Consider the following 23,345-nt stretch of genomic DNA (forward strand, 5'->3'; position numbering starts at 1 on the left):
CATCCATCAACTAGTTGGTTGGTTTTGTTCTCTGGAGGGGGGTGCGGATGTCAGCGATTCAGGAGGCAGATCCGCGCATCGCCGGCCCAATTCAGCGTAGCCACCGGCGGGAATTATCTGACAAGCTACCCCGTTACGCCATTGTCGTCGGCATGCATCTGGCGGTGCTGCTGATCTGGCAGATTGCTGCCAGCTCTGGTGCCGTGCCCGCTTTCATTCTGCCGTCGCCGATGGCGACGTTGATGACCCTGGTCGAGCCGCGCTACCAGTGGCTCAGCAATAGCTGGGTCACCGCCGTCGAGATCTTTGTCGGCTACGCGCTGGCCGTGGCGTTTGGCGTCGTGGTGGCGCTGCTGTTCTCGTGGTTCCGCTTCCTCCAGATGGCCCTTTTCCCACTTTTCGTGACCTTTAGCCTTGTGCCAAAGGTGGCGCTTGGGCCGCTTCTGGTCATCTGGCTTGGCTATGGCATCACGACCAACATTATCTTTGCCTTTATCCTCTCCTTCTTCCCGATCCTGATCACCACCGCCCGCGGACTCCGCGAAGTCGAGCCCGATTTACTTGACCTGGTGCGGAGCCTGAAAGGATCGAGGACACAGATTTTCCTCAAGATCCAGCTGCCAGGCGCGTTGCCCTACATCTTCTCGGCCATGAAGGTGGGCGCCGTGCTTGCGGTAGCCGGTGCGATCGTTGGAGAGTTCGTCGCTTCCAGCCAGGGCCTTGGCTATCTGATGATCCAGGTGCAAGGGCAGCTCGACGCAGCCGGCATGTTCATGGCTGTGATCCTTCTCACCTTGCTCGGTGTCTTGCTCTATGCGCTGGTGCTGCTGCTTGAACGGATTTTCGTGGTCAAGGACGCCCGTCTTGACGGGAACTCGCCATGAGCCATGGTATCGGCAAGCTGGCCTTCGCTTCGGCGAATGACCTGCTGGAAGGATATAGGGACGGAACGATTTCGCCCGTGGACGCCCTGGATGCCGTCCTCGATCAACTCGACCGGTTGGAACCCGTGCTTAACGCCTTCTGCGTTGTGGACAAGGATGGTGCGCGCCAGCAGGCCGAGGCTTCGGCTAACCGGTGGCGACAGGGGCAGCCCAAAGGGCTGCTCGACGGCGTGCCCGTTTCGATCAAGGATATCATCCTGACGGCGGGATGGCCAACCCTGCGTGGCTCCCGCACCGTCGATCCCAACCAGCAATGGAATGAAGACGGACCCGCTGTTGCGCGCTTGCGCGAACATGGGGCGGTGCTGTTCGGCAAGACCACGACACCGGAATTTGCTGCTAAGGGTGTGACGGACTCGCCGCTGACCGGCATTACCCGCAACCCCTGGAACACCGGCCTGACGCCTGGCGGCAGCAGCGGCGGTGCTGGTGCTGCCGTAGCAACCGGCATCGGCCCATTGGCTCTCGCGACCGATGCTGGTGGCTCAATCCGCATCCCGGCGAGCTTTTCAGGCGTGTTCGGACACCGACCCTCGGCCGGCCGCGTGGCGATGTATCCGCCAACTCCTTATGCCTCGCTGGCCGCCTTCGGGCCTATGTCGCGAACGGTGCGCGATGCGGCACTGATGCTGTCGGTGATCGCCCAGCCCGACGTGCGCGACTGGGAAGCCGATCCCACCCCGCCTCTGCCGTACGCCGACCTCCTGGACAAAGCCGATCCGAGCACATGGCGCATCGCCTGGAGCCCGACCCTTGGCTATGTCGACCTGCACCCCGAAGTGCGCGCCATCGTCACGCGTGCCGTGGAAGTATTTCGCGGCCTCGGCGCGACGGTCGAGGAAGTCGAACACGTATTCGAAGATCCCTGGCCAGCCTTTCATCGCTTCAAGCGTGGACTGACGGCCTTCGCCTTCCGCAACGTTACGCCGTCCCAGTACAACTTGATGGACTCAAGCCTGGTCGAAGATATCGAGGAAAGCCGCGGTGCGACGCTTGAGGAACACTTGGCGGCCCAGGTGGAGCGCGCCATGCTGGCGCGGCGCATGGGTGAGTTTCACCAGCTCTTTGATCTCCTGCTGACCCCGACTCTTGCCGTGCCGCCTTTCGCGGTCGGCCGCAACAGCCCGCACGGCTATGACGGGCGCTCTTGGTACGGCTTCACCTACCCATTCAACCTGACGCGCCAGCCGGCCGCCAGCGTGCCGTGCGGCTTGACCGAAGCCGGCTTGCCCGTAGGCCTGCAGATCGTCGGCCCGCCCTGCAACGATCTTATCGTCCTGCAGGCTGCCCACGCCTATGAGCGCCAACTTCCATGGCAGCGTTTCGCGCCACTCGCCACGAGGACCAACACACCATGAGCGAACGCCTGATCCGCTTGCAGAACGTGCGCAAGGTTTATAAGACCCGGGACCGCGAAGTGCTGGCCGTTTCCGATGTGAACCTTGAGGTCAATATTGGCGACTTTGTCTCGCTGGTTGGGCCTTCCGGCTGCGGCAAAACCACCGTCCTCAAGATCCTGGCCGATCTTCATCACGCCGATGAAGGCGTCGTTGAGATCGGTGGCGACACAATCCCCTTCGTCGCTGGGCGCGATGTCGGTATGGTGTTCCAGCAAGCGCTGTTGTTGAAGTGGCGCAAGATTTTGGACAACGTCCTTTTGCCCGCTGAGATCCTGGGCCTACCTCTTAAGGCGAGCCGCGAACGTGCGCTCGACCTCCTCAATATGGTCGGGCTCAAGGGCTTTGCCGACCGTTACCCCTACGAGCTTTCGGGAGGCATGCAGCAGCGCGCCTCGATCGCGCGGTCCTTGGTGCACGATCCCAAGCTGGTATTGATGGACGAGCCCTTCGGTGCGCTCGACGCGCTGACGCGTGAAAAGATGAATCTTGAACTCCTGCGCATCTGGCAGGAGTCGCAAAAAACCATCATCTTCGTGACGCACAGCATTCAGGAGGCCGTGCTGCTCGGCTCCCGTTGTGCGGTGTTGACAGCAGGGCCGGCGCGCATGGCCGAATACTTCCCCATCGATTTGCCCTACCCGCGTACGCTTGAAATGAAAACTGGGGACGCTTTTGGCGCCTATACGCGCCGCATCTACAAGCTGCTCAATATGTGATCGGGTCGCTTCAGGCGAACTCCGGCCCGGTCAGCGCGAACACCCTGGCAGCGTCATCGAATGGTTCGCTCCGGCCATGGAGCATGCGGGTAAATTGGCGCTGCGAGGTGAACCCGCGCTGCCGCAGCACTGAATGGATTTCAACATGGCGATCCGGCACGTCGATATAGGCCGGTCCATCGATCTTCGGCAGGACCGCTCCCAGCAGGTCGGCTGCGACGGTGTCATCCACTGCAACGAGGGGGCCGATCTGCGTGGCTCTTCGCCCCTCGCGACCTAAAACAAACCCGACGCATTCGCTGCCGACGAACTTGGCCTTTGCCAGTCCAGGCTGGCGGCGGAGGAGGCTGGCAAGAAGCGGCGTGCGATCAAGGACGAAGGCGTTGCGATCGAGCGCCGCGATCGCCTCAAGATCTTCCGGAGTGGCCGAGCGAACGGCACACCCGTTGAGGTTTTGCGCGACGAGCGCGTCGCATTGGAGGCGCGTTATCGAGTAGATGTCACGATAGCCCAGCCGCAGGTAAACCTGGCGACCGGCAGGCGTGGCATCGAGCCCAGGCGTCAGTCCACACCCAGTCAGCCGTGCTCCGGCCCATTCCAGCAATTTCGTCGCATAGCCGCGACGTTGCTCGCTGGCCGTGACCAGCACCATGCAGACCCAGCCCACGGTCCCATGGGGGATTATGGCCGCCGTGGCGATAAGTTGGCCGTCACGGAACAGCCCTCGACCCTCGCCGACGGTGAGGATCGTGTTCCAGTCGTTCGCCGTCTGGTTCCAGCCCGCCTCGGCGACGAGTCGCATACAGGCGTCGACATCAGCAGACGTGAGGCGTCGATCGGGCGCTGACATGACCTTAATATGTCCCGGTGCGAACCTCAAAATGGGTTGCCTTGTTGAGGCTTCCCAAGCCACGCTTCAGCCAATCGGCCTGCCAATCGATCAGCGTAGCCAGCGCCACGGTAGGATAGCCGAAAAGTGAGGATGCACGCGACGTATTGGCGAGCCACGCTGTCGGTGCTTCCTCGCCGACCAACTTGACTTCGCATTCGAAGCGCCGGGCAAATTCCCGTGCGAGCCAAGCGATCGAGACGGTTTCCGGCCCCGATACGTTCAGCGGCCGAGCCGGCACTGATGTATGCAGCAGCGCGCGTATCGATTGCGAACAGGCGTCCCCCTGCCAGATCACGTTGACATGGCCCATCGAGACATCGATGTCCTCGCCCGCGAGGACCTTGGACGCCAGGTCATGCAAGACGCCGTAGCGCATATCAATGGCGTAGGAGAGTCGGAACAACAAGGCGGGGGTGTCGAGCGTCTTGCTGAAATGCTGGAAAATTCGTTCCCGCGCCACGCAGGACATGGCGTATTCGCCGGGCGGGGAAACCGGATCTTCTTCGCCCGACCCACCATGCGCCACCAGGGCGAAAGGATATACGCAGATGGTGGAGTAAACCACGATGCGGCTGCCGGCAAAATGTTCGGCGACCAGCGCCGGAACATGACTGTTCATCGCCCAGGTCAGTTCTTCCGAACCGCTCGAGCCGAACTTGCGTCCCGCCATGAAGATGATGTTCTTGGCGCGCGGCAGCGCCGCTACCTGCTCGCGGTCCAGCAAGTCCGCGGAAATCGTCTCGATGCCGTGGCTTTCGAGATAGGCTTTGAGCTTCGGCTCGGAAAACCGTGCCACTCCAAACACCCGGCGATCCGGCGCCGCTCGCTTGGCCATACGCGCGACCGTGGGCCCCATCTTGCCGCCAACTCCGACGATCATGATGTCGCCATCGAGCTTTTCGAGATCGGCAATGAGTTGCGCATCCGGGGAGGACATGAACTCGTCCAGTTCGGCTTCGCTGGCAAAGAAATTTGGCTGACGCGGGGTCATCATCGTCCCTCCCGTTGGTAGTTCAATGCCCGAGGAAACGGGCGAGGTTTTTTCTTACGAAGGTATCGTCCGTCAGGTGCGGATAGGCAGCAATGACCTGATCGAGGGCCTCGCGCTGACCGCGCCCCAGCCCCTCCTCGGGATCGAGGCAAAGGATATTTTCAAGCAGGCCTTGCCGACGCAAGACCTCATGGCATCCTGCAATGCAGCCGTGAAAATTGTTCTCGACATCGAAAACGGCAGCGTTCATCGCCGTGACCTGGGAATCGAGCGCCAGAAGCTCTTCCGGATTGGCGCCCTGAGCTGCCGCCCGCTTGCAGCGGTTGAAGATATCCACGGCCGAATGGGTCCAAACGCTCCAGTGACCGAGCAAGCCGCCTTTGATCCTGACTGTCACCGGCTGGTTGTCCCGATAAGCAACGAAAGGGAGCAGAAGGTCTAGGACGATGTGGTCGTCATTGCCGGTGTAGAGCGTAATCCGATCTTCAGCACCCGCATCCACCAGACCCTGGATCACATCGAGCGTGCGATACCGATTGAACGGCGCCATCTTGATGGCAATGACGTTTTCGATTTCGCAGAACCGATTCCAGAAGCTGCGTGGCAGATGGCGCCCACCCACAGCGGGCTGCAGATAAAATCCGAAAAGCGGAATGCGCTCGGCAACCGCGCGGCAGTGCTCGATGATCTCGTCTTCGCTTGCCTCACGCATGGCGCCGAGACTGAGGAGACCGGCATGGTAACCCAGACCAACCGCAACATCTGCCTCTTCGACGGCCTGATCCGTGCGGCCGGCAAGTCCGGCAATCATCGCCAGATTATGGTCGGGGTATTCACTGGTAACTGTTTCAACCGCTAAGCGCAGGACGGGCTCATAGAGCCCCACCGATCGGATGGCGAACTGCGTCGTGTGAACTCCTACAGCTAACCCGCCCACTCCGGAGTCGATATAATACCTAGTCAAGGCCCGCTGCCGACGTTGGTTTAACCGACGATCAGCATCAAGTGCTAACGGATGCGCCGGGATGACCAGTCCACCAGCAATCGCCTCGCGCAGCTCGGGTTTCAGCCCAACAATCTTAAGTGACATCTATTTACCCACTAACCAACTGTTTGGTTGAAAATAGCTATGAACACGCTAAAGTCAATGCCTGGCAGGATGTCAGTACGACCGGTTAATCAGAGTACTCGGACCGAAATCCCGGGGCAAATAGCCCGGATCAGAAGGTCGCGTGGAGTGAACGCGAAGCTACTATTGATCATTGCTCTCGAGCGACAACCGCAAACATCGCGACGGCCGCGGAATGAGAGACTGGAGGGCAGCTAGCCCTGCCTTAGGCCCAAAAAGCAGACGGTCCGCAAACGGCCCCTACCCTGCCCTTCCAACTTGCTGCCCCCGATCGGCAGTTCGGCAACATTCATAAGCAGACGCCTCGTTCGAGATCACAATTGGCGCAGCCGAGATTCCCCCCAGGACGAGGGCGAGCCGGTGATCAATCTTAGATAATCGGAGAGAATTGCTGGACCCGATGCGGTATCAGTGCCAGCGGTGAGCACGGCTAGGCGCCGTGCCAAAGACCCATCTCCACCTCCCCAATCATCCGGAGCAATAATATTACGAGTACCACCTATCTTCGATCGATAGCCTTCGATGTTGTGCTGGCCGTATGGACCTGCCTTTTCGCCATTGGCATTCCGTGGTTTGCAGTTGTCGGGGGTTCGGAACAGGCAATTCGGGCCGTTACTCGACTCTGGGCGCGCGGGCTGTTGGAGAGCTTGCGAGTAGTGGTCGGTTTAAAGCACCTGGAAACTGGCTATCCATGTCAGACGCCGTGCCTCATCATCTCTAATCACCAGTCCACCTGGGAGTCTTTAGCTTTCCTCGTGCTAGCACCGGACGTCGCAATCGTCGCCAAGAAGGAACTGCTGAATATCCCGGTTCTGGGCTGGTATCTACGACGCTCTCCGATGATCATCATCGATCGCGCCAGGGGGGCAAAATCGTTTTCCATAATGCTGGAGCAAAGTCGGCAGGCTCTCTCGCAAGGACGTTCTGTTCTCATTTTCCCGGAAGGCAGCCGAAAAGGTCCCTTCGAGCCCGTCAAGTTCAAGCGTGGCGCGGGGCTGTTGTATAAGCATTTGGGTGTTCCTGCCCTTCCAGTGGCATTAAACTCCGGGCGCTTCTGGAGCACCGCAGCTTCAGGGCCAAAGACGGCAGGTACAATAGCGGTATCCTATCTCCCAATCATTCCCCCCGGCCTGACCGAGGCCGAGTTCACGAGCATGACCGAGAGCATGCTTGAAGCCGAGCGGAGCAGAATTACCATGGCTGCCTAGTCGGAGGTGCGCGAGCGGCGCGCCCACGGTGATACTGGGACTATTCAGAGAAGCTGAGGGTCCAACCGGGGTCGGCACCGTAGGAGATGTTGGGTAACCATCCGGCTAAGCTCGTAAATCTATCAACCCTGAAGGCCCCGGCACTGGCCGGGCCGTTTTCGTGCAAGATCGATATGGCTAGATTGCAGCAGCTGCCCCCACTCAATTCGCTCGTTGTGTTTGAAGCCGCCTCGCGCTTGGGGAGCTTTTCCCGGGCCGGGCTGGAGCTGGGCCTCACGCAAAGCGCGGTCAGCCGGCAGATCGGCAAGCTCGAGGCGTTTATCGGCTCAAAGCTCTTCAACCGCGCCGTTCATGGCGTGGTGCTCACCCCTGTCGGCGCTGCCTATGCCGCTGATATTTCCCGGGTCCTGGGCGAAGTCGCCTCGGTGACCGAAGGGGTGCGGACCTGGTCTGGCCCGCGCCAGATCACCATTGCCTGCTCGCGCGGCATTGCCGATCAGTGGTTCATGCCCAGGCTGGCGCGGATGCAGCAGGAAATCGCCGGGCTCGAGCTGCGCCTCAAGGTGACCGACGACGTGGTGCATCTGCGGCTCGATGAGTTCGATCTTGCCGTGTTTTACCGCAGTGAGCGCCCGGCTGGCGTCAACCTCGTCGTGCTCGGGCGAGAGGAAATCGTGCCAGTCGCCGCGCCGAGCTTGCCGTTGCTGATCGATGCGCCGAGCCCGGTAACGATCGGCATCGAGGACACCATGCGTGAATGGCAGGACTGGCCCGACTGGTGGCGCAGCGCTGGCTTTACCCCGCTTGAAGCGACTCGCCGCTGGCTGTTGGGCGATTACGGCCTTTGTGTTGCCGCCGCCATGCAGGGCGGAGGCTATGTGCTGGGCTGGACCTGGCTGATTCGCGAGCAACTTGAAGCGGGCACCCTCGTGCCCATGCATGGGCACATGATGCAGTCCGAGGGGCGCTTTTACCTCATGCGTCCCGCCGACCGGCACCAGCGGCGCATCGCGCGCGAAGTGTCCGATTGGCTCATTGCCCACAATGTCAGCGAAGGCTGAGCCGACGCCTCAGGCCGCCGCTGCCGGGGGCTCGGCGTCATTGGCCGGCATGCTGATCCCTGCCGGCGCACCGGCAAGCTTGCGGCGCTGATGACGGCTGTGGATGTAGCCGAGCACGGTGAAAACCAGCCAGGCGACCTGGGTCAAAAACGACCCAAGGTTGAAATTCCAGAGCAGCGAGTATATCAGGCACACACCCCCGAGGACATTGAGCGCCGCATAGCGGCCGTCCTCGATCGCGAGCAGGCGCATCTGGATCAGTGCATAACCGACCAGGTAAGCCACAGCGCCGACGAGCCCTACGGCAGTCGCAAGCTCCATCTCGAATGCTCCTAAATGCGCCAGGGGAGGCGCCATAACACAGTCGACTTGCGGCCGCTGCAATTGCCTGAGGGGGCGCTGCGGTCCGTACAAATCAGATCGCGATCTAGCGCTGTTTGCGCCCGGTCTGCGCACGCCGGATTCTGATACGGGTATGATTTTAAATCATGCCTTGGGTCACCCTGCCCCGACTAGTATCCGCCATGGAACCGCACGCGCCCTCGAGCGGCGGCAAAAGAGAAAAACAAGGTAGGACTATGCCAAAGAACCCGTCACCCCACGCCCTCAGCCGCCGCCAGGTTCTGGCGGGCGCGGCTGGACTTGGCTTTACGGCTCTGGCGAGCGGCCTGCTCGTCCCCTCGGCGCAGGCGCAGGAGGCCACCCCCAAGCGCGGCGGCGTGCTGAAGTTGGGTGTCGGCGGTGGCTCGACCACCAACAACTTCGATATCCGCGTGCTCAATGACTGGGTGCCAGTGAACCACGCCTATATGGTGTTCAACGGCCTCGTGGAAATCGATAAGGACAATATGGTCCAGCCCGAGCTGTTCGAAAGCTGGGAGCCTTCGCCCGATGCGCGTGAATGGACGTTCAAGATCCGCCAGGGCGTGACCTTCCACAATGGCAAGACCCTCACCGCCGAGGACATCCTTTACTCCCTCAACCTGCACCGCGGCGAAGCCAGCACCTCTGCTGCGCGCTCGACCGCCAGCCAGTTTGCCGACGTCGTCAAGCTCTCCGAGACCGAGATCAAGATCGTGCTCGAAAGCGGCAATGCGGACCTGCCCTATATCCTCTCCGACTACCACTTCCTCATCGTCCCCGAGGGCTTTGAGGATTGGAACAACCCGGTCGGCACCGGCGCCTTCGTGCTGGAGAGCTACGAGCCGGGCGTGCGCGCACGATTTACCCGCAATGAGAGCTACTGGAAGCCCAACACCGCCCATGTCGATGCGGTCGAGGTCATCGTCATCAACGACATCGCCGCCCGCACCAATGCGCTGATGAGCGGCCAGGTCCACGCGATCAACCAGCTCGACTTCAAGACCGTCGACCTGCTCAAGCGCAATCCGAATTTGACGGTGGTGCAGTCGTCCGGCGGCCAGCACTTCACCTTCCTCATGGATTGCACCCAGGGGCCCTACACCGACAACAATGTGCGCCTCGCCATCAAGCACGCCATCGACCGTGAGCAGTTGCTGAGCACCGCCCTGCGCGGATATGGCCAGCTGGGCAATGATCACCCCATCCCGGCAAGCGACCCGTTCCATGCCGCAGATCTGCCGCAGCGCGCCTTTGATCCGGAAAAGGCGAAATTCTACCTCAAGCAGGCCGGCCTCGATAATCTCAGCCTCGAGCTATCGGCTTCCGATGCCGCCTTCTCAGGCGCGGTGGATGCCGCCGCCATCTTCCAGAACACCGCTGCTGCTTCGGGCATTACGCTCAGCATCAAGCGCGAGCCGATGGATGGTTACTGGTCCAATGTCTGGATGAAGGCTCCCTTCTCCATGGGCTATTGGGGCGGCCGCCCGACGGCAGACCAGATGCTGACCACCGCCTACTCCTCGACCTCGGTGCAGAACGACACCCACTGGCACAACGAGACGTTCGACGCCAAGCTCGTGGAAGCCCGGGCGCTGCTGGACCCGGTCAAGCGCAAGGAGATCCATGCTGAACTCCAGCAGATGATCTCCGATGAAGGCGGCGCCATGATCCCGATGTTCGGCGATTATCTCGATGCCGTTTCCAACAAGCTGGGTGGCGTGACCAGCCACCCCATGTTCAACTTCATGGGCGCACGCCTGGCTGAAAAGGTGTGGATCGAAGCCTGATGATCCAGCTCATCCTTGAACGGATCGCGCTGGGAATTCTGACGCTCCTGCTGGTGTCCGCGTTGATTTTCGCGGGCACCCAGCTCCTGCCGGGCGACGTCGCTTCGGCCATTCTGGGGCAAAACGCGACGCCGGAATCACTGGCCGCACTTCGTCAGGATCTCGGCCTCGATCTTCCCGCCTGGCAGCGTTATCTTTCCTGGCTGACCGGCTTTGTTTCGGGCGATCTGGGCATGTCCCTCGCCAACCGGCAGCCGGTGGCAGACCTGCTCTGGCCCCGCTTTGGCAACACCATGGCGCTCGCGGCCTATGCCGCCGTCGTGTCGGTGCCCGTGGCAGTGCTGCTTGGACTTGCGGCTGCCGTGCGGCGCGGCGGTGCCTTTGATCGGGCCAGCAACATCCTGGCTCTGGCCTTTGTGTCCCTGCCCGAATATTTCCTTGGGCTGTTGCTCATCCTCTTCCTGTCCGTGCAGTTCAACATCCTGCCCAGTCTCGCCGACATCTATGGGGGCATGAGCTTTGGGGATTGGCTGCGCGCCACCACCTTGCCTGCCCTGACCCTGGTTCTCGTGACCGTCGCGCAGATGATGCGCATGACACGCACTGCGGTCTTGTCGGTGATGGACCAGGCTTATGTGGAAACCGCTTTCCTCAAGGGTCTGCGCACCAAGCGGGTCGTGCTGCGCCACGCCTTGCCCAATGCGGCCGCGCCCATCGTCAATGTCGTGGCCTTCAACATCGCTTATCTCATCACCGGCGTCGTGCTGGTGGAGGCCATTTTCAACTATAACGGGCTTGGACGCTTCATGGTCGATGCCGTCGCCAAGCGCGACCTGCCTTTGGTTCAGGCTGCGGCCATGGTTTTTGGCGCCGCCTATGTCGTGCTCAACAGCATTGCCGACATCACCGCGATTGCCCTCAATCCGCGTTTGAGGCACGCGCAATGACCCGCAGGCTCCAGAATATTCCTCTTTCCGCTTGGCTTGGCATCACCATTGTCCTGCTCAACCTCGTCGTGTTCCTGGTCGGCCCTCTCCTCGCGCCCTATGGGCAAAACGAGATCGTGGGGAGCCCCTTTGATCCCCCGTCCGCCCAGTTCTGGTTTGGTCTCGACCAGAATGGCCGCGACATGTTCTCGCGCCTGCTGGCGGGCGCGCAGATGTCGATCGGGGTGTCGCTCGCCGCGTCCCTGATCTCGTTTGCAGTGGGCATTCCACTCGGCTTCCTCGCCGCCATTTTGGGCGGCTGGGTCGATACCGTCCTGTCGCGAGTCGTCGATACGGTAATGTGCATTCCCGTGCTGATTTCCGCGCTCGTGGTGTTGCAGGCCCTGGGCTCCTCGATCCCGGTGCTGATCTTCACCATTGCCCTGTTGGACAGCACGCGCGTTTTCCGTCTTTCGCGCGTCGTCGCCCAGAGCATAACCGTGCTTGAATATGCCGAAACCGCGCGGCTGCGCGGAGAAAACATGGTGTGGCTGGTCACGCGGGAAATCCTGCCCAACGCCCTGCCCCCACTCATCGCCGAGTTCGGCATGCGCTTCTGCTTCACCTTCCTCTTTGTTGCCGGCCTGTCCTTTCTTGGCCTTGGCATCCAGCCGCCCTTTGCCGATTGGGGTGGCATGGTCAAGGACAACCAGCAAGCCATTCTCTACGGCCTTTATGCGCCGCTGTTTCCGGCCGCCGCCATTGCCCTGCTGACCATTGGGGTGAACCTTGTCGTCGACTGGCTCCTGTCCAGCCGCGGCATTGCCCAGGGAGCTGACCGATGAGCAATGTTCTGACGATCCGCAACCTGCGCGTTGCAGCACCCAACGGAACCGTTCTGGTCGATGGCATCGATCTGGACCTGGCGCCCGGTGAGGTGCTGGGACTGATCGGGGAATCAGGTGCAGGTAAGTCCACGATCGGCCTTGCCGCCATGGGCTACGGCCGTGGCGGCTGCCGCATCGTTGCCGGCACTGTCGAGATCGGCGAGGTCTCGCTGACACAAGGCACCCGCGCCACCCGCGAAAAGCTGCGCGGTGCCCGCATTGCCTATGTCGCCCAATCGGCGGCCGCAGCGTTCAATCCCGCCATTCGTATCGGCGAACAGATCGTCGAAAGCGCCCTTTACCATGGCCGGATGAGCCGGGCCGAAGCCGAAGCCTGGCGGCTTGAGCTGTTGCGCACGCTGCAGCTGCCCAGCCCCGAAACCTTTGGCGATCGCTATCCCCATCAGGTGTCGGGCGGGCAGTTGCAGCGCGCCATGGTCGCCATGGCCATGGCTGCCCGTCCCGACATCATCGTTCTGGACGAACCCACCACCGCCCTCGATGTCACGACCCAGATCGAGGTTCTGTCCCTCCTGCGCAGTCTCATTCGCCGCTACAACACCGCGGCGCTCTATATCACGCACGACCTGGCCGTCGTTGCCCAGATCGCCGATCGCATCATGGTGCTGCGCCACGGCAAGCTGGTTGAAGAAGGCACGACTGAACAGGTTCTCGAGGCCCCCCGGCAGGACTATACCAAGCTGCTGGTGTCTGAGCGGCGGGCCGATCTGGGCGGGGCAATCGTCTCCAACAAAAGCGGCGAGATGCTGCTCGAAGTGCGCAATGTTCACGCCAGCTACACGAAAACACCGGTCTTGGACGACATCTCGTGCACGTTGCGGCGCGGCGAAACGCTGGCCGTGGTCGGCGAATCGGGCTCGGGTAAATCCACTCTCGCCCGCACCATCGCCGGCCTGCCGCCGCACGCGTCGGGCTATATTGCGCTCGCCGGCAAGCAGCTTGATCGCTCCTACAAGAAGCGCAGCCGCGAGGAATTGCGACGCATCCAGCTGGTCTATCAACTCCCCGACGTCGCCCTCAACCCACGCCAGACCGTGGGCCAGATTATCGGTCGGCCGGTGGAGTTCTATTTCCGCACCTCTGGATCGGCGCGTAACACTGAAGTTGCGCGCCTGCTTGAGCTTGTCGGCTTGCCGGGGGAGTTCGCCGAGCGCCTCCCTAGGGCCCTTTCAGGCGGCCAGAAGCAGCGCGTCTGCATCGCCCGCGCGCTTGCAGCGCGGCCCGACCTCATCATTTGCGATGAAGTGACATCCGCGCTCGACCCGTTGGTCGCAGAGGAAATCCTGCGGCTCCTGCGTTCGCTGCAGGACGAGTTTGGTTTGTCCTACCTCTTCATCACCCACGATCTGGGTGTGGTGCGGCGCTTGGCCGACCGCACCATGGTGATGCAGCGCGGCAAGATCGTTGAGGAAGGGCCGACAGCTGAAATCTTCCAGCCGCCCTTCCATCCCTACACCGAAGAACTCGTGACTTCGGTGCCCGAACTGCGCCGCGACTGGCTCGACAGCGTGCTGGCCAAGCGCGTGCCAGCCGCCGCCTGAGCCGCAGCCTTTCGGCGCCCGCTGCCAGGGCTCTGCCCTGGCATCTTCCCCATCTATTTCGGACTACCCCATGTCGATCCGCACTGAAGAACACATCTGGCTTACCCTCAGCGATGGCACCCGTCTTGGTGCCCGCATCTGGCTGCCTGAAGCGGAGGGTCGATATCCCGCCGTGCTCGAATATCTTCCCTATCGCAAGCGCGACGGCACCCGCGGCCGCGACGAGCCCATGCATGGCTATTTCGCCCAGCACGGTTATGCCGCCATTCGCGTCGATATGCGCGGATCGGGGGAATCTGACGGCCAGATGGCCGACGAGTACCTCAAGCAGGAACAGGACGATGCGCTCGAAGTCATCGCCTGGATCGCCGCCCAGGACTGGTGCGACGGCAGTGTGGGGATGATGGGCAAGAGCTGGGGCGGCTTTAATGGCCTGCAGGTCGCCGCTCGCCGACCGCCCGCACTCAAGGCGATCATCACCGCCTATTCCACCGACAATCGCTTCACCGACGATATCCACTACATGGGCGGCCTGCTGCTCAACGACAATCTCTGGTGGGGCACCATCATGATGGCCTATCAGGCCCGCCCGCTTGATCCCGCGATCGTGGGCGAGGGCTGGCGCAAAGCCTGGCTCGAGCGCCTTGAACAGCTGCCGTTCTTCCCCGGCTTGTGGCTGAAGCACCAGCGCTACAACGATTACTGGAAGCATGGCTCGGTCTGCGAAGACTTCAACGACATCGCAGTACCGGTGCTTGCCATCGGCGGCTGGGCCGATAGCTACACCAACGCCGTGCCCCGCCTGCTCGAGGGGCTCAAGACCCCCCGCAAGGCTATTATCGGCCCCTGGGGCCATGTTTATCCGCAGGATGGCATTCCCGGCCCCGCCATTGGCTTCCTTCAGGAAGCGGTGCGCTGGTGGGATCACTGGCTCAAGGGCCGGGACACCGGCATCATGGATGAGCCGGACCTGCGCGCCTTTATCAATGACAGCGTCGTGCCCACGGGCACACGCACTCAGGCCCCCGGCCGCTGGGTGGGCGAGCCGTCCTGGCCCTCGCCCACAATCACCGCGCAAGCCTTGCACCTGGGCGCCGACCAGCGCCTGCACTCGGCTTGCGCTCCATCGGCCCGCTTCAACATCTGCTCTCCACTTAGCCACGGCAAAGCCGGTGGCGAATGGATGGCCACAGGCTGCCCGGGCGAGCATCCGTTGGATCAACGCCTTGATGACGGGGGGGCACTCGTCTTTGATACCCCGGTCCTTGATAACGAGGTGGAAATCCTAGGCGCGCCCGTCCTCAAGCTCCGCCTGGCCGCCGACAAGCCAGTGGCGCAGATCGTCGCCCGCCTCAGCGATATCCGCCCCGATGGCACCGTGTCGCGCGTTAGCTTCCAGGTCCTCAACCTCACCCATCGCAACAGCCACGAACATCCCGAGCCTCTCGAGCCCCGCCAGTTCTATGACGTCGTCGTCAAGCTGAACGACTGCGGCTATCGCTTCGCCAAGGGCCACGCCATCCGCCTTGCCCTCGGCACCGCATATTGGCCCCTGGTCTGGCCGTCGCCGGAACTCGCCACTCTTACCATCGATACCGCTGGCTCGAGCCTGCACCTGCCCGCACGTGGTGCCGAGGGTCCGGCAGTGGCTTTTGCCGAACCGGCACACGGTCCCCTGACGCCGATGACCCAGCTCGATCCCGGCACGGTGCAGCGCTGGACCATGCAGGATCACGTCGCGGGCACCACCACCTATGTCACTAAGGGCATTGGCGGGCTCTTCGGCGAGGGCATCCTGCGCTTCGACGACATCGAAACCACCCTCAGCCACAGTCTCAAGCGCGACCTGACGATCGCTGACCATGATCCCGCCTCAGCCCGCTATGTGCTGACCCAACGCTACGAGATAGGCCGGGAGGGTTGGCGCGTCATCATTGAGAGCACCACCCGGATGCATTCGGACCGCACCCATTTCTTCGTGTCCGGTGAACTAACCGCCACCGAAAACGGCCGCGAAGTTGCCCGGAGATGCTGGGATCAGCCCGTCCTGCGGGATTTGATCTAGAGCGGCCCGACGGCCGGCACCTGCTTGGGTCTCGCCAACCGGCAAAACAGAAGGCGAACATGTCGCAAGAAGTCAAACGCACTCGGGCCCAGTACCTCAACAGGCTAGCTGTAGCCGTGCTTGGAAGCAGCGCCTCGGCAGTTGTCGCAGGTGCTCGCTTTGGTGGCTCGTACCCGCTGCTGGGGGCAGCCTAATGCTTCACTGGCGGACCATCCAGGCTGTCAGCTAGGAAGCGAGGTGTTATCGAGTTGATGCCGAATAAGTGGTGAGCTCAACTTGCCTCGGCATTTACCTCTTCAGTGTGCAGCGCAGATTTCGGTTCCGGACACCGCACGGACGCTCACTGCCCAGCTTACTTTCCACTGATGGCGCCTTTCGGGAGTTCGAACCTAGACCCCGAATGTCTTAAATGGGGTCGTAATCCGTCGGTCCGCTTTCGGGCGAACGTGGTTCAAAAGCAGAAGTGACCCTTCCCCTGCCACTGTGAAGGCAGCATTCTTCGACCGACACAGTCAAGTAAATGGCCACTCTGTTGCACTAGAGAGCAGCTTGAAACTGCGCGCAACACGTTACTGCGGCGGCAGGCATATCTGCTCTGACGGACCCAGGATTAATAAGCGTATTACTCAGTTAAAGCCGGCGATCGTTCCTGTCCGTCTGCGGGGCGCCGCTTCAAGTCCTGGTCGATCCCGACCAATTCTGCGAACGGGTTGCACTGTTGCGCGCAAAGCCCGAGCTAGCGCTGGAGCGAAAGGCGCCTCCGGATAGATTCGAAGCGGCCTGGCTCAAGATGAAGAAAGGCGATTCTGCCGATGACTATTCATGCCTGTCGCCAACTGCGCCCGAGGTTGGCATAGGCCTTCTACTGCCAACGATGACGCGATATCGTTCGATCAAGGCATGGCCCCGGCCTCATCAGGGGACATTAGTCCCGGGCCTTCAACTACTTCCATTTAGCGCTCGCCTCGATGATCGTGGTAACGGCGTGAAGTTGCAAACCGCGTCCCGCGATGCGACGTCGTCGTGCTCGCAATGTCGTCCGATGCAGCAAGCCGGACAACTGATGATCTGAGGACCTGAACGACTTGACGTCCAAACCTACAATCGAGGATCGAGTTATTTCGTTGGGGCCCGGTCTTTCGGCAATTCCCGAGCGCCTGCTCCTGGCACACGCCCGTGACAGTCTTGACCAGACAATCCATCACAGCTTCACGCTCCGCGGGATGAATGCAGTTCAGGGCATTTTCCAGGCTGAGCTCGAAGGTTGAGCGATCCCGTCCAACAAATTCGGAGAGCTCGTCTGACCACGACAACTGGTTGCTGGCCGGCTGCCAGGACCAGAAGCCAGTCGGGCGAGTTTTTGTGCTTCGGTGACTTCGCAAAACTGGGCAGTCAATTCGTCGGACATGTCTGCGGCGCCCTCTAGGCTTCATCTCCTCATCTGAGACCTTGCCGAAGTAGGGCCTGACACAACAAGGAAGTGTTACCCCGCGGGGGATGACCGGCGTACAGAGGTATCTGCCTAGCCTTGGCGCTGCCCATCAATGCTGGTCTGGTGTGCCGGACGGGAGCGGTCCCGGACGGTGCCGGGCTCCCCATTCGTGCAGTGTGGCCAGGATCGGTGTCAGGGAGTGTCCGAGCGCAGTGAGTTCGTATTCAACCCTGGACGGCGTTTCGGCGGAGACGGTTCTGACGATGACACCATCCGCTTCCAACTCCCGCAACTGCAGCGTCCCTGACGCGATAAACCAGCCAGACCTCGGGCTTCGCGCCAACTGAACGAACGGAGCGGGCCCAGGTGAGCAAGTCTATGCTGCCACTCCTGCGCGAGTCAGCCGCCCGCCGGATATTGCCGGCAGTGGCCGCGAAAATCGGCCGACGAATGGCATTGCCAGATGCTACGGCTACGCCATTCGTCTTTCCTGTTCCAACTCAAACGGCCGTTATTCGCCGTTAGACGTTGGCAAGTCTGCACGCCTGGCTCCCCCGGGGCAGTGCAGCTTTGTCAGTATAAACGTTCCAGCTTGCTGTCCTCGGTCTACTTGGTCGTGAGATTATAGTAGGTGACGTCTGCCGAGGAGCCCTGCACGAAGCCTTCCACATTCGCCCGATCGGCCCGCTGCGAGGTGGCCTGGAACATGATGACGTAGGGACCCTCATCCAACAGCCGTTTTTGCAGGTCGATATAGGCCCGCATGCGCGCCTCGGTGTCGCTCTCCTCGGCGGCGGCCTTGGTCGCGGCGGTTAGCTCAGGCGAGTCCCAGGCATTGCGCCAGGCCAGCGGCTTGGCCGTGGCTTCGTCCGAATTGTCGTTGTTGGTGATGAAGCCGTCGGCATTGGTGTGCGGGTCCATGTAGTCGGGGCCCCAATAGACCATCAGCGCCTCGTGCTCGCGCGCGCGATACTTGGTCAGCATGGGCGCCATTTCCGAGGACACGATGTTCACGGTGACCCCGGCTTGCGCAAAGGTCGACTGCACCGATTGGGCCATGTTGACAAAGGGCGAGAAATTGGGCGCATCGAGGTCAAGGGTGAAGCCGTCAGGCAGGCCGGCTTCCGCCAGCAGCGCCTTGGCTTTTTCCGGGTCGAAGTCATAGGGGTTCTCGTTATAGGAGGCCCAGAAGCCCTCCGCCCAGAATGACTGGTGCACCTGCGCGGCCCCCTTGAGGAACGAATTGGCTATGCCCTCGTAATCGACGAGGTGTCGCAGCGCCTGGCGAACCTTGGGATCCTGCAGCTCCGGGGTCTTTTGGTTGAGCCCGATATAATAAAGCAGCGCCTGCGGGACCGTGGTGACCTCGATGTCGGCATTGCCTTCGATGGAGGCAATCTGGTCCGGGCTCAGGTTCATTGCAATGTCGACATCGCCCTTCTCCAGCGCGAGCCGCTGGGCCGAGGCTTCGGGAATGTGCTGCACCACGACGCGCTTGAGATTGGCCTCGCCGCCGCGATAGTTCGGATTGGACGCCAGAACAACGGCCTCATTGGGCGTCCAGGAGCGGATCACATACGCCCCCGACCCGGCCGAAGTGGTCTTGAGCCACGCATTGCCCAGGTCACCATCAACTTCATTTTCGAGGGCGAGCTTGCTGTCCACAACGGAGCCGACCACGGAACCAAGCAGCGCATAAACCAGCGAGGGCGCGAAATCGACGCCGATCTGGACCACCAGGGTCGACTCGTCCGGTGCAGTCACCATCGTGTCGACATTCTCCTTGGTCCAGCCCAGTTGCGAGAGCAGAAACACCGGCGACTTTTCGAGCTTGATCACCCGTTGCAGCGACCATGCGGCGTCGCCTGCAGTCACGGGGTTGCCCGAAGCAAAGGTCTGGCCCGGCCGCATCTTGAACGTAAAGGTTCTGCCGTCTTCGCTGACTTCAACGCTCTCGGCGGCGCCGGGGACCAGACTGTTCACGTCCGTCGGCTCGAACCGCATGATGCGGTCATAGGCGTTGGCGAGCACCTCGATGCCCGAGAGCTCATACGCCTCGGCGGGATCAAGGGAGATCAGATCGTCGATCTGTTTGGCGATCACCAGCGTATCGGCCGGTGTCGCGGCAAACGCGTGAGGCATGAGCGCCAACAGCGCCCCCGTAACAAGACTATATTTCAGGCCGTTCCACATGCACGTCTCCCTATGGAAGTCCTTCGCGGTCGTTTGCGAGCGAGGATCTTACCGCAACCACGTCATGTGAAGTGCTTTTGCCTAAAAAGACAAGAGACTGGCTAGGCGCCTGCCCGCGTAAAGCCACGGCTTGCTTGAACCAGGTTGCGCGTGTACTCGACTTTCATCTTGCCTGCCCGCAGGTCCTCGGCGCTGATCACTTCAACCACCCGGCCGAGCTGCATGATGGCAATGCGGCTGCAAAGATGCGCCACCACCGCAAGATCGTGGCTCACCAGGATGGATGTGAGGCTGTAGCTGCGCCCGAGCCGCCCCAGCAGATTGAGGATTTCGGCCTGGATGGATACGTCCAGCGCCGATGTCGGCTCATCGAGCAGCAGGATTGGCGGTTTGAGCATCAGGGCGCGGGCAATGGCTACCCGCTGGCGCTGGCCGCCGGAGAGCTGGTGCGGATAGCGGAAGCGCTGCATGGGTTGAAGTCCGACATCGGCAATCGCTTGCGAGACCTTTGCGTCGATATCGCCTTCCCGGTGGATCTCAAGCGGCTCCCTGAGGGTGTCGTCGACGGTCTTGCGCGGATGCAGGGAGCCGTAGGGATCCTGGAACACATATTGCAGCAAGCGCCGATCGGAGCGTCGTCGACTGCCAGCGGGCCGGCCGTTGACCTCGATGGTTCCATCACTGGGGGGCACGAGGCCCGCAATCGCCCGCAGCACGGTGGACTTACCTGAACCGGACTCGCCAACAATGCCAAAGCTTTCACCCGGCGCCACCGCAAAGGAAACGCCCTGCACGGCGCGGATTTCCCGGCTGCCCACACGAAAAATGATGTCGAGATTGTTGACCGAGATCACGCGAGCCACTCGGGGTCGCGGACCATGGTCGCAAGTTCAGCCTGTTGGGCATCGAGCGATGGAGTCGCGGCCACCAACGCCCTTGTATAGGGGTGGCGCGCATTGTGAAGGTCCCTGGCCGCGCATTGCTCGACAATGCGGCCGCCATACATGATCAGCACGCGGTCGCAGAAGCTCGCCACCATGGTCAGATTGTGGCTGATCATGATGAGCCCCATGCCGCGGTCACGCACAAGATCATCCAGAATGCGCAGGACTTCGTTCTGCACAGTGACGTCAAGCGCCGAAGTCGGCTCGTCGGCGATCAGCAGGTCAGGTTCGGCCACCAGCATCATGGCAATCATCACGCGCTGGCCCATGCCGCCCGAGAGCTGGTGGGGGTGGAGCCCATGAACCAGTTCGGGGTCGCGGATCTGCACCGCCTCGAGCATCGCCAGCGTCCGCTGCCGGGCGTCGGCGCGGGACGTCTTGATGTGCAGCAGCAAGGTTTCCTCGATCTGCTTTCCGACGGTCTGCACCGGGTTGAGCGAATATTTGGGATCCTGCATCACCATTGACATACGGCGGCCGCGCAGTTCGCCCCATTCACGCTCGGTGCAACCCAGCAGGTTCTTGCCGGCGTAGGACATTGTTTGCGCCGTGACAGTGGCCGAGCGCGGCAGCAGGCCGAGAAGCGCCCGTCCCATTGTGCTTTTGCCTGATCCGGATTCCCCGACGACACCGAGGCGCTCCCGGCCCAGGGTGAAGCTGGCGTCCCGGACCGCGCGCGTCACGCCGGACCGTGTTGGAAAGCTAACCTCGAGGCCTTCAACGACAAGAAGATTATCGGTCATTGGATTTCGGATCAAACACGTCACGCAGCCCATCGCCCAGCAGATTGAACCCCAAGCTGACGATGAAGATGGCGAGCCCGGGAATGGTCGCCACCCACCACTGGTCAAGAATAACTTCGCGCCCCGCCGAAACCATTGCCCCCCATTCAGGAGTCGGCGGCTGGGCGCCAAGGCCAAGAAAGCCGAGACCGGCGGCGGTGAGAATGATTCCAGCCATGTCGAGGGTGAGGCGGACGATCACCGAGGACAGGCAAAGCGGCACCACGTGTCGAAACAAGATCCGCCCGGTCGAGGCGCCCTGAAGGACTGCCGCCTGGATGAAGTCGCTATGGGCGATCGCCATGGTTTCCGAGCGCGCCAAGCGGGCATAGGCAGGCCAGGACGTCAGAGCAATGGCGAGCACTGCGTTTTCAATGCCCGGCCCGAGCGCCGCAGCAAAGGCAAGTGCCAAAATCAGGCGGGGGAAGGCCAGGAATATGTCAGTGATGCGCATCAACACCACGTCCAGCCAGCCACCCGCATAGCCTGCCGCGGTGCCCAGCGCGAGGCCAATCGGCACAACCACAACAGAAACGAGAAGCACGATGGTCAGGGTCGCCCGTGCCCCGTACAGTGTTCGAGTGAAGATGTCGCGGCCCAACTCGTCGGCACCAAACCAGTAAGTGGCGGAGGGCGGTGCAAGCCGGTCGCTGAGCACTGACTCGAACGGTGACTTGCCCATGGTCAACAAGGGCGCGAACACCGCCAGCAGAACCAACACCGTGACAATCACCAACCCGATCAGCGCCGTTGGATTGGCGACAACGGCGCGGAAACTGCGGTAAACGCTGCCGAATATGGCCTGACGCCGGGACTGGGGCGCGTCGCTTGCCAGCCACTGTCCAATGGTGTCGCTCATGAGCGCCTCAGCCGCGGATCGAACAACTTGTAGAGCATGTCGGACACGACGTTGATCGTGATAAAGACCGCGCCAACCAGCACCGTCCCGCCGAGCACGGCGTTCATGTCGCTGTTGAACAAGGCGCGGGTGATGTAGAGACCCAGCCCCGGCCAGGCGAACACGGTTTCCGTAAGCACGGCTCCTTCCAGCAGCGAGGCATAGCTCAGCCCGATTACAGTGATCAGCGGCACCATGATGTTGGGGAATGCGTGCCGCCAGACTGCGCCCCAATAGGAGTTGCCCTTGATGCGCGCCGCGATGACATATTCCTGGCTTAGCTGGTCGATCATGAAGCTGCGCGTCATGCGGGCGATATAGGCAAGCGAGAAGTAGCCCAGCAAGCTCGCGGGCAGTATCAGGTGACTGAAAGCATTCGAGAAGATCTCCCAGTTTCCTTCCAGCGCTGCGTCGATCAGGATCACGCCGGTGCGGTGCTCAAGGACGCCCTGGTAGAACACATCCAATCGACCAGTTCCTGCCACCCAGCCGAGCTTGCCGTAAAACAGGAAAAGTCCAACCAGACCGAGCCAAAAGATCGGGACGGAATAGCCGAGAAGACCCACCACCCGGATAACTTGATCCGGCCAGCGGCCCTTGGCGGCAGCTGCAACAACCCCCATTGGAATGCCAAGCACCACCCCGATGATGATGGCGATAGTTGCAAGTTCAAACGTGGCCGGAAATACGCGCAACAGGTCGCTCAGCACCGGGCGCGAGGTCAGCACCGAAACCCCGAAATCGCCGGACACGAGGCGCTTTAGGTAGATGCCGTACTGAACAAACACCGGTTGGTCGAGCCCGAGCTCCTTGTAGACCGCATCATAAGTTGCCGCGCCCACCCGGTCGCCCGTCACAGCGAGCACCGGATCGATATTGGTCAGGCGGCTGATCAGAAAGGTTACCGCGGTCAGGCCAACAAAAGTGATCGCGAGGGTAAGTACAAGTGAGGCAATCCGGCCTAGAACAGCCATCGGCCGCTTGCCGCTGACGCCTCGCGCAGCAATCTGACCGCTAGGGGCCTGAACTTCGGCGCTCACTCTGCCGCGCCCACACGCATTACGACCTGAAGACGTGCTGGGCTGCATAGCGCGGCCCGGGTTCCGAACCACTCTCTCTGGCCGCTACGCGGTCTGCGGCTTATGGGAGGAACCGGCCTGCTACG

20 protein-coding genes are annotated in these 23,345 nt (G+C 61.6%); 10 read left to right on the forward strand and 10 right to left on the reverse strand.

Translation table 11 applies throughout. The features are described from left to right. Positions 1-152 precede the first annotated feature (152 nt). Genes HRQ64_RS17590 through HRQ64_RS17600 form a run of 3 tightly spaced genes read left to right on the forward strand, consistent with a single transcriptional unit; the run spans position 153 to position 3,060 of the window. Complete coding sequence (locus HRQ64_RS17590; protein WP_248305322.1) at positions 153-884, forward strand: ABC transporter permease; 732 nt, start codon at positions 153-155, stop codon at positions 882-884. Then, positions 881-2,302: an amidase gene (locus HRQ64_RS17595; RefSeq protein ID WP_172125231.1), complete on the forward strand. Its 1,422-nt coding sequence runs from the start codon at positions 881-883 to the stop codon at positions 2,300-2,302. The genes HRQ64_RS17590 and HRQ64_RS17595 overlap by 4 nt, the downstream gene beginning before the upstream one ends. Continuing rightward, entirely contained in the window at positions 2,299-3,060 is a 762-nt protein-coding gene (locus HRQ64_RS17600; protein WP_172125233.1) for an ABC transporter ATP-binding protein, read from the forward strand. Before HRQ64_RS17595 ends, HRQ64_RS17600 begins: the two co-directional genes overlap by 4 nt. Positions 3,061-3,070: 10 nt before the next feature. Here HRQ64_RS17600 and HRQ64_RS17605 read toward each other — a convergent pair whose 3' ends face one another. Genes HRQ64_RS17605 through HRQ64_RS17615 form a run of 3 tightly spaced genes read right to left on the reverse strand, consistent with a single transcriptional unit; the run spans position 3,071 to position 6,033 of the window. Next, a complete protein-coding gene (locus tag HRQ64_RS17605) occupies positions 3,071-3,910 on the reverse strand; it encodes a GNAT family N-acetyltransferase (RefSeq protein ID WP_172125235.1) in 840 nt (279 codons plus the stop codon). 4 nt (positions 3,911-3,914) lie between these two features. Next, positions 3,915-4,946, reverse strand: coding sequence for an NAD-dependent epimerase/dehydratase family protein (locus tag HRQ64_RS17610; protein ID WP_210258703.1), 1,032 nt, complete (start codon positions 4,944-4,946; stop codon positions 3,915-3,917). Between the two features lie 19 nt (positions 4,947-4,965). Further along, on the reverse strand, positions 4,966-6,033 hold the full coding sequence (locus HRQ64_RS17615; protein ID WP_172125237.1) for a dihydrodipicolinate synthase family protein: 1,068 nt from the start codon (positions 6,031-6,033) through the stop codon (positions 4,966-4,968). Between the two features lie 677 nt (positions 6,034-6,710). Here HRQ64_RS17615 and HRQ64_RS17620 point away from each other — a divergent pair. Together HRQ64_RS17620 and HRQ64_RS17625 are read left to right on the forward strand one after the other, a co-directional pair. Continuing rightward, complete coding sequence (locus tag HRQ64_RS17620; RefSeq protein WP_248308270.1) at positions 6,711-7,280, forward strand: lysophospholipid acyltransferase family protein; 570 nt, start codon at positions 6,711-6,713, stop codon at positions 7,278-7,280. Positions 7,281-7,453: 173 nt separating this feature from the next. Further along, positions 7,454-8,341, forward strand: a complete 888-nt coding sequence (locus tag HRQ64_RS17625; protein WP_172125239.1) for a LysR substrate-binding domain-containing protein — start codon at positions 7,454-7,456, stop codon at positions 8,339-8,341. Between the two features lie 9 nt (positions 8,342-8,350). Here HRQ64_RS17625 and HRQ64_RS17630 read toward each other — a convergent pair whose 3' ends face one another. After that, entirely contained in the window at positions 8,351-8,662 is a 312-nt protein-coding gene (locus tag HRQ64_RS17630; RefSeq protein ID WP_248307284.1) for a cyclic nucleotide-binding protein, read from the reverse strand. 257 nt (positions 8,663-8,919) lie between these two features. Between HRQ64_RS17630 and HRQ64_RS17635 the strand changes: the two genes are divergently transcribed. From HRQ64_RS17635 to HRQ64_RS17655, 5 genes are all read left to right on the forward strand, one after another. Further along, the gene (locus tag HRQ64_RS17635) at positions 8,920-10,491 is read left to right on the forward strand and encodes an ABC transporter substrate-binding protein (RefSeq protein WP_172125241.1); all 1,572 of its coding nucleotides are present in this window, start codon (positions 8,920-8,922) and stop codon (positions 10,489-10,491) included. After that, positions 10,491-11,438, forward strand: a complete 948-nt coding sequence (locus HRQ64_RS17640; protein ID WP_172125243.1) for an ABC transporter permease — start codon at positions 10,491-10,493, stop codon at positions 11,436-11,438. Before HRQ64_RS17635 ends, HRQ64_RS17640 begins: the two co-directional genes overlap by 1 nt. After that, positions 11,435-12,262: an ABC transporter permease gene (locus HRQ64_RS17645; RefSeq protein WP_172125245.1), complete on the forward strand. Its 828-nt coding sequence runs from the start codon at positions 11,435-11,437 to the stop codon at positions 12,260-12,262. Before HRQ64_RS17640 ends, HRQ64_RS17645 begins: the two co-directional genes overlap by 4 nt. Further along, complete coding sequence (locus HRQ64_RS17650; protein ID WP_172125247.1) at positions 12,259-13,866, forward strand: ABC transporter ATP-binding protein; 1,608 nt, start codon at positions 12,259-12,261, stop codon at positions 13,864-13,866. The genes HRQ64_RS17645 and HRQ64_RS17650 overlap by 4 nt, the downstream gene beginning before the upstream one ends. A 70-nt stretch (positions 13,867-13,936) precedes the next feature. Continuing rightward, positions 13,937-15,931, forward strand: a complete 1,995-nt coding sequence (locus tag HRQ64_RS17655; RefSeq protein WP_172125249.1) for a CocE/NonD family hydrolase — start codon at positions 13,937-13,939, stop codon at positions 15,929-15,931. A 1,541-nt stretch (positions 15,932-17,472) separates the two neighbouring features. Here the strand turns inward: HRQ64_RS17655 and HRQ64_RS17660 are convergent. From HRQ64_RS17660 to HRQ64_RS17685, 6 genes are all read right to left on the reverse strand, one after another. Beyond that, positions 17,473-17,706 (reverse strand): winged helix-turn-helix transcriptional regulator, encoded by a 234-nt coding sequence (locus HRQ64_RS17660; protein WP_172125251.1) that lies wholly within the window; start codon positions 17,704-17,706, stop codon positions 17,473-17,475. Between the two features lie 263 nt (positions 17,707-17,969). Then, a complete protein-coding gene (locus HRQ64_RS17665; RefSeq protein ID WP_172125253.1) occupies positions 17,970-19,556 on the reverse strand; it encodes an ABC transporter substrate-binding protein in 1,587 nt (528 codons plus the stop codon). Positions 19,557-19,657: 101 nt separating this feature from the next. Further along, positions 19,658-20,419: an ABC transporter ATP-binding protein gene (locus tag HRQ64_RS17670; RefSeq protein WP_349236747.1), complete on the reverse strand. Its 762-nt coding sequence runs from the start codon at positions 20,417-20,419 to the stop codon at positions 19,658-19,660. After that, positions 20,407-21,243 carry an ABC transporter ATP-binding protein gene (locus HRQ64_RS17675; protein WP_172125255.1) on the reverse strand — a complete coding sequence of 279 codons (837 nt, stop codon included), beginning with the start codon at positions 21,241-21,243 and terminating at the stop codon, positions 20,407-20,409. The genes HRQ64_RS17670 and HRQ64_RS17675 overlap by 13 nt, the downstream gene beginning before the upstream one ends. Next, positions 21,233-22,141, reverse strand: a complete 909-nt coding sequence (nikC, locus tag HRQ64_RS17680; RefSeq protein WP_172125257.1) for a nickel transporter permease — start codon at positions 22,139-22,141, stop codon at positions 21,233-21,235. Before nikC ends, HRQ64_RS17675 begins: the two co-directional genes overlap by 11 nt. Then, a complete protein-coding gene (locus tag HRQ64_RS17685) occupies positions 22,138-23,154 on the reverse strand; it encodes an ABC transporter permease (protein ID WP_127754453.1) in 1,017 nt (338 codons plus the stop codon). The genes nikC and HRQ64_RS17685 overlap by 4 nt, the downstream gene beginning before the upstream one ends. Positions 23,155-23,345 lie beyond the last annotated feature (191 nt).

This window comes from Devosia sp. 919, assembly GCF_013185965.1.
Lineage (GTDB): Bacteria > Pseudomonadota > Alphaproteobacteria > Rhizobiales > Devosiaceae > Devosia.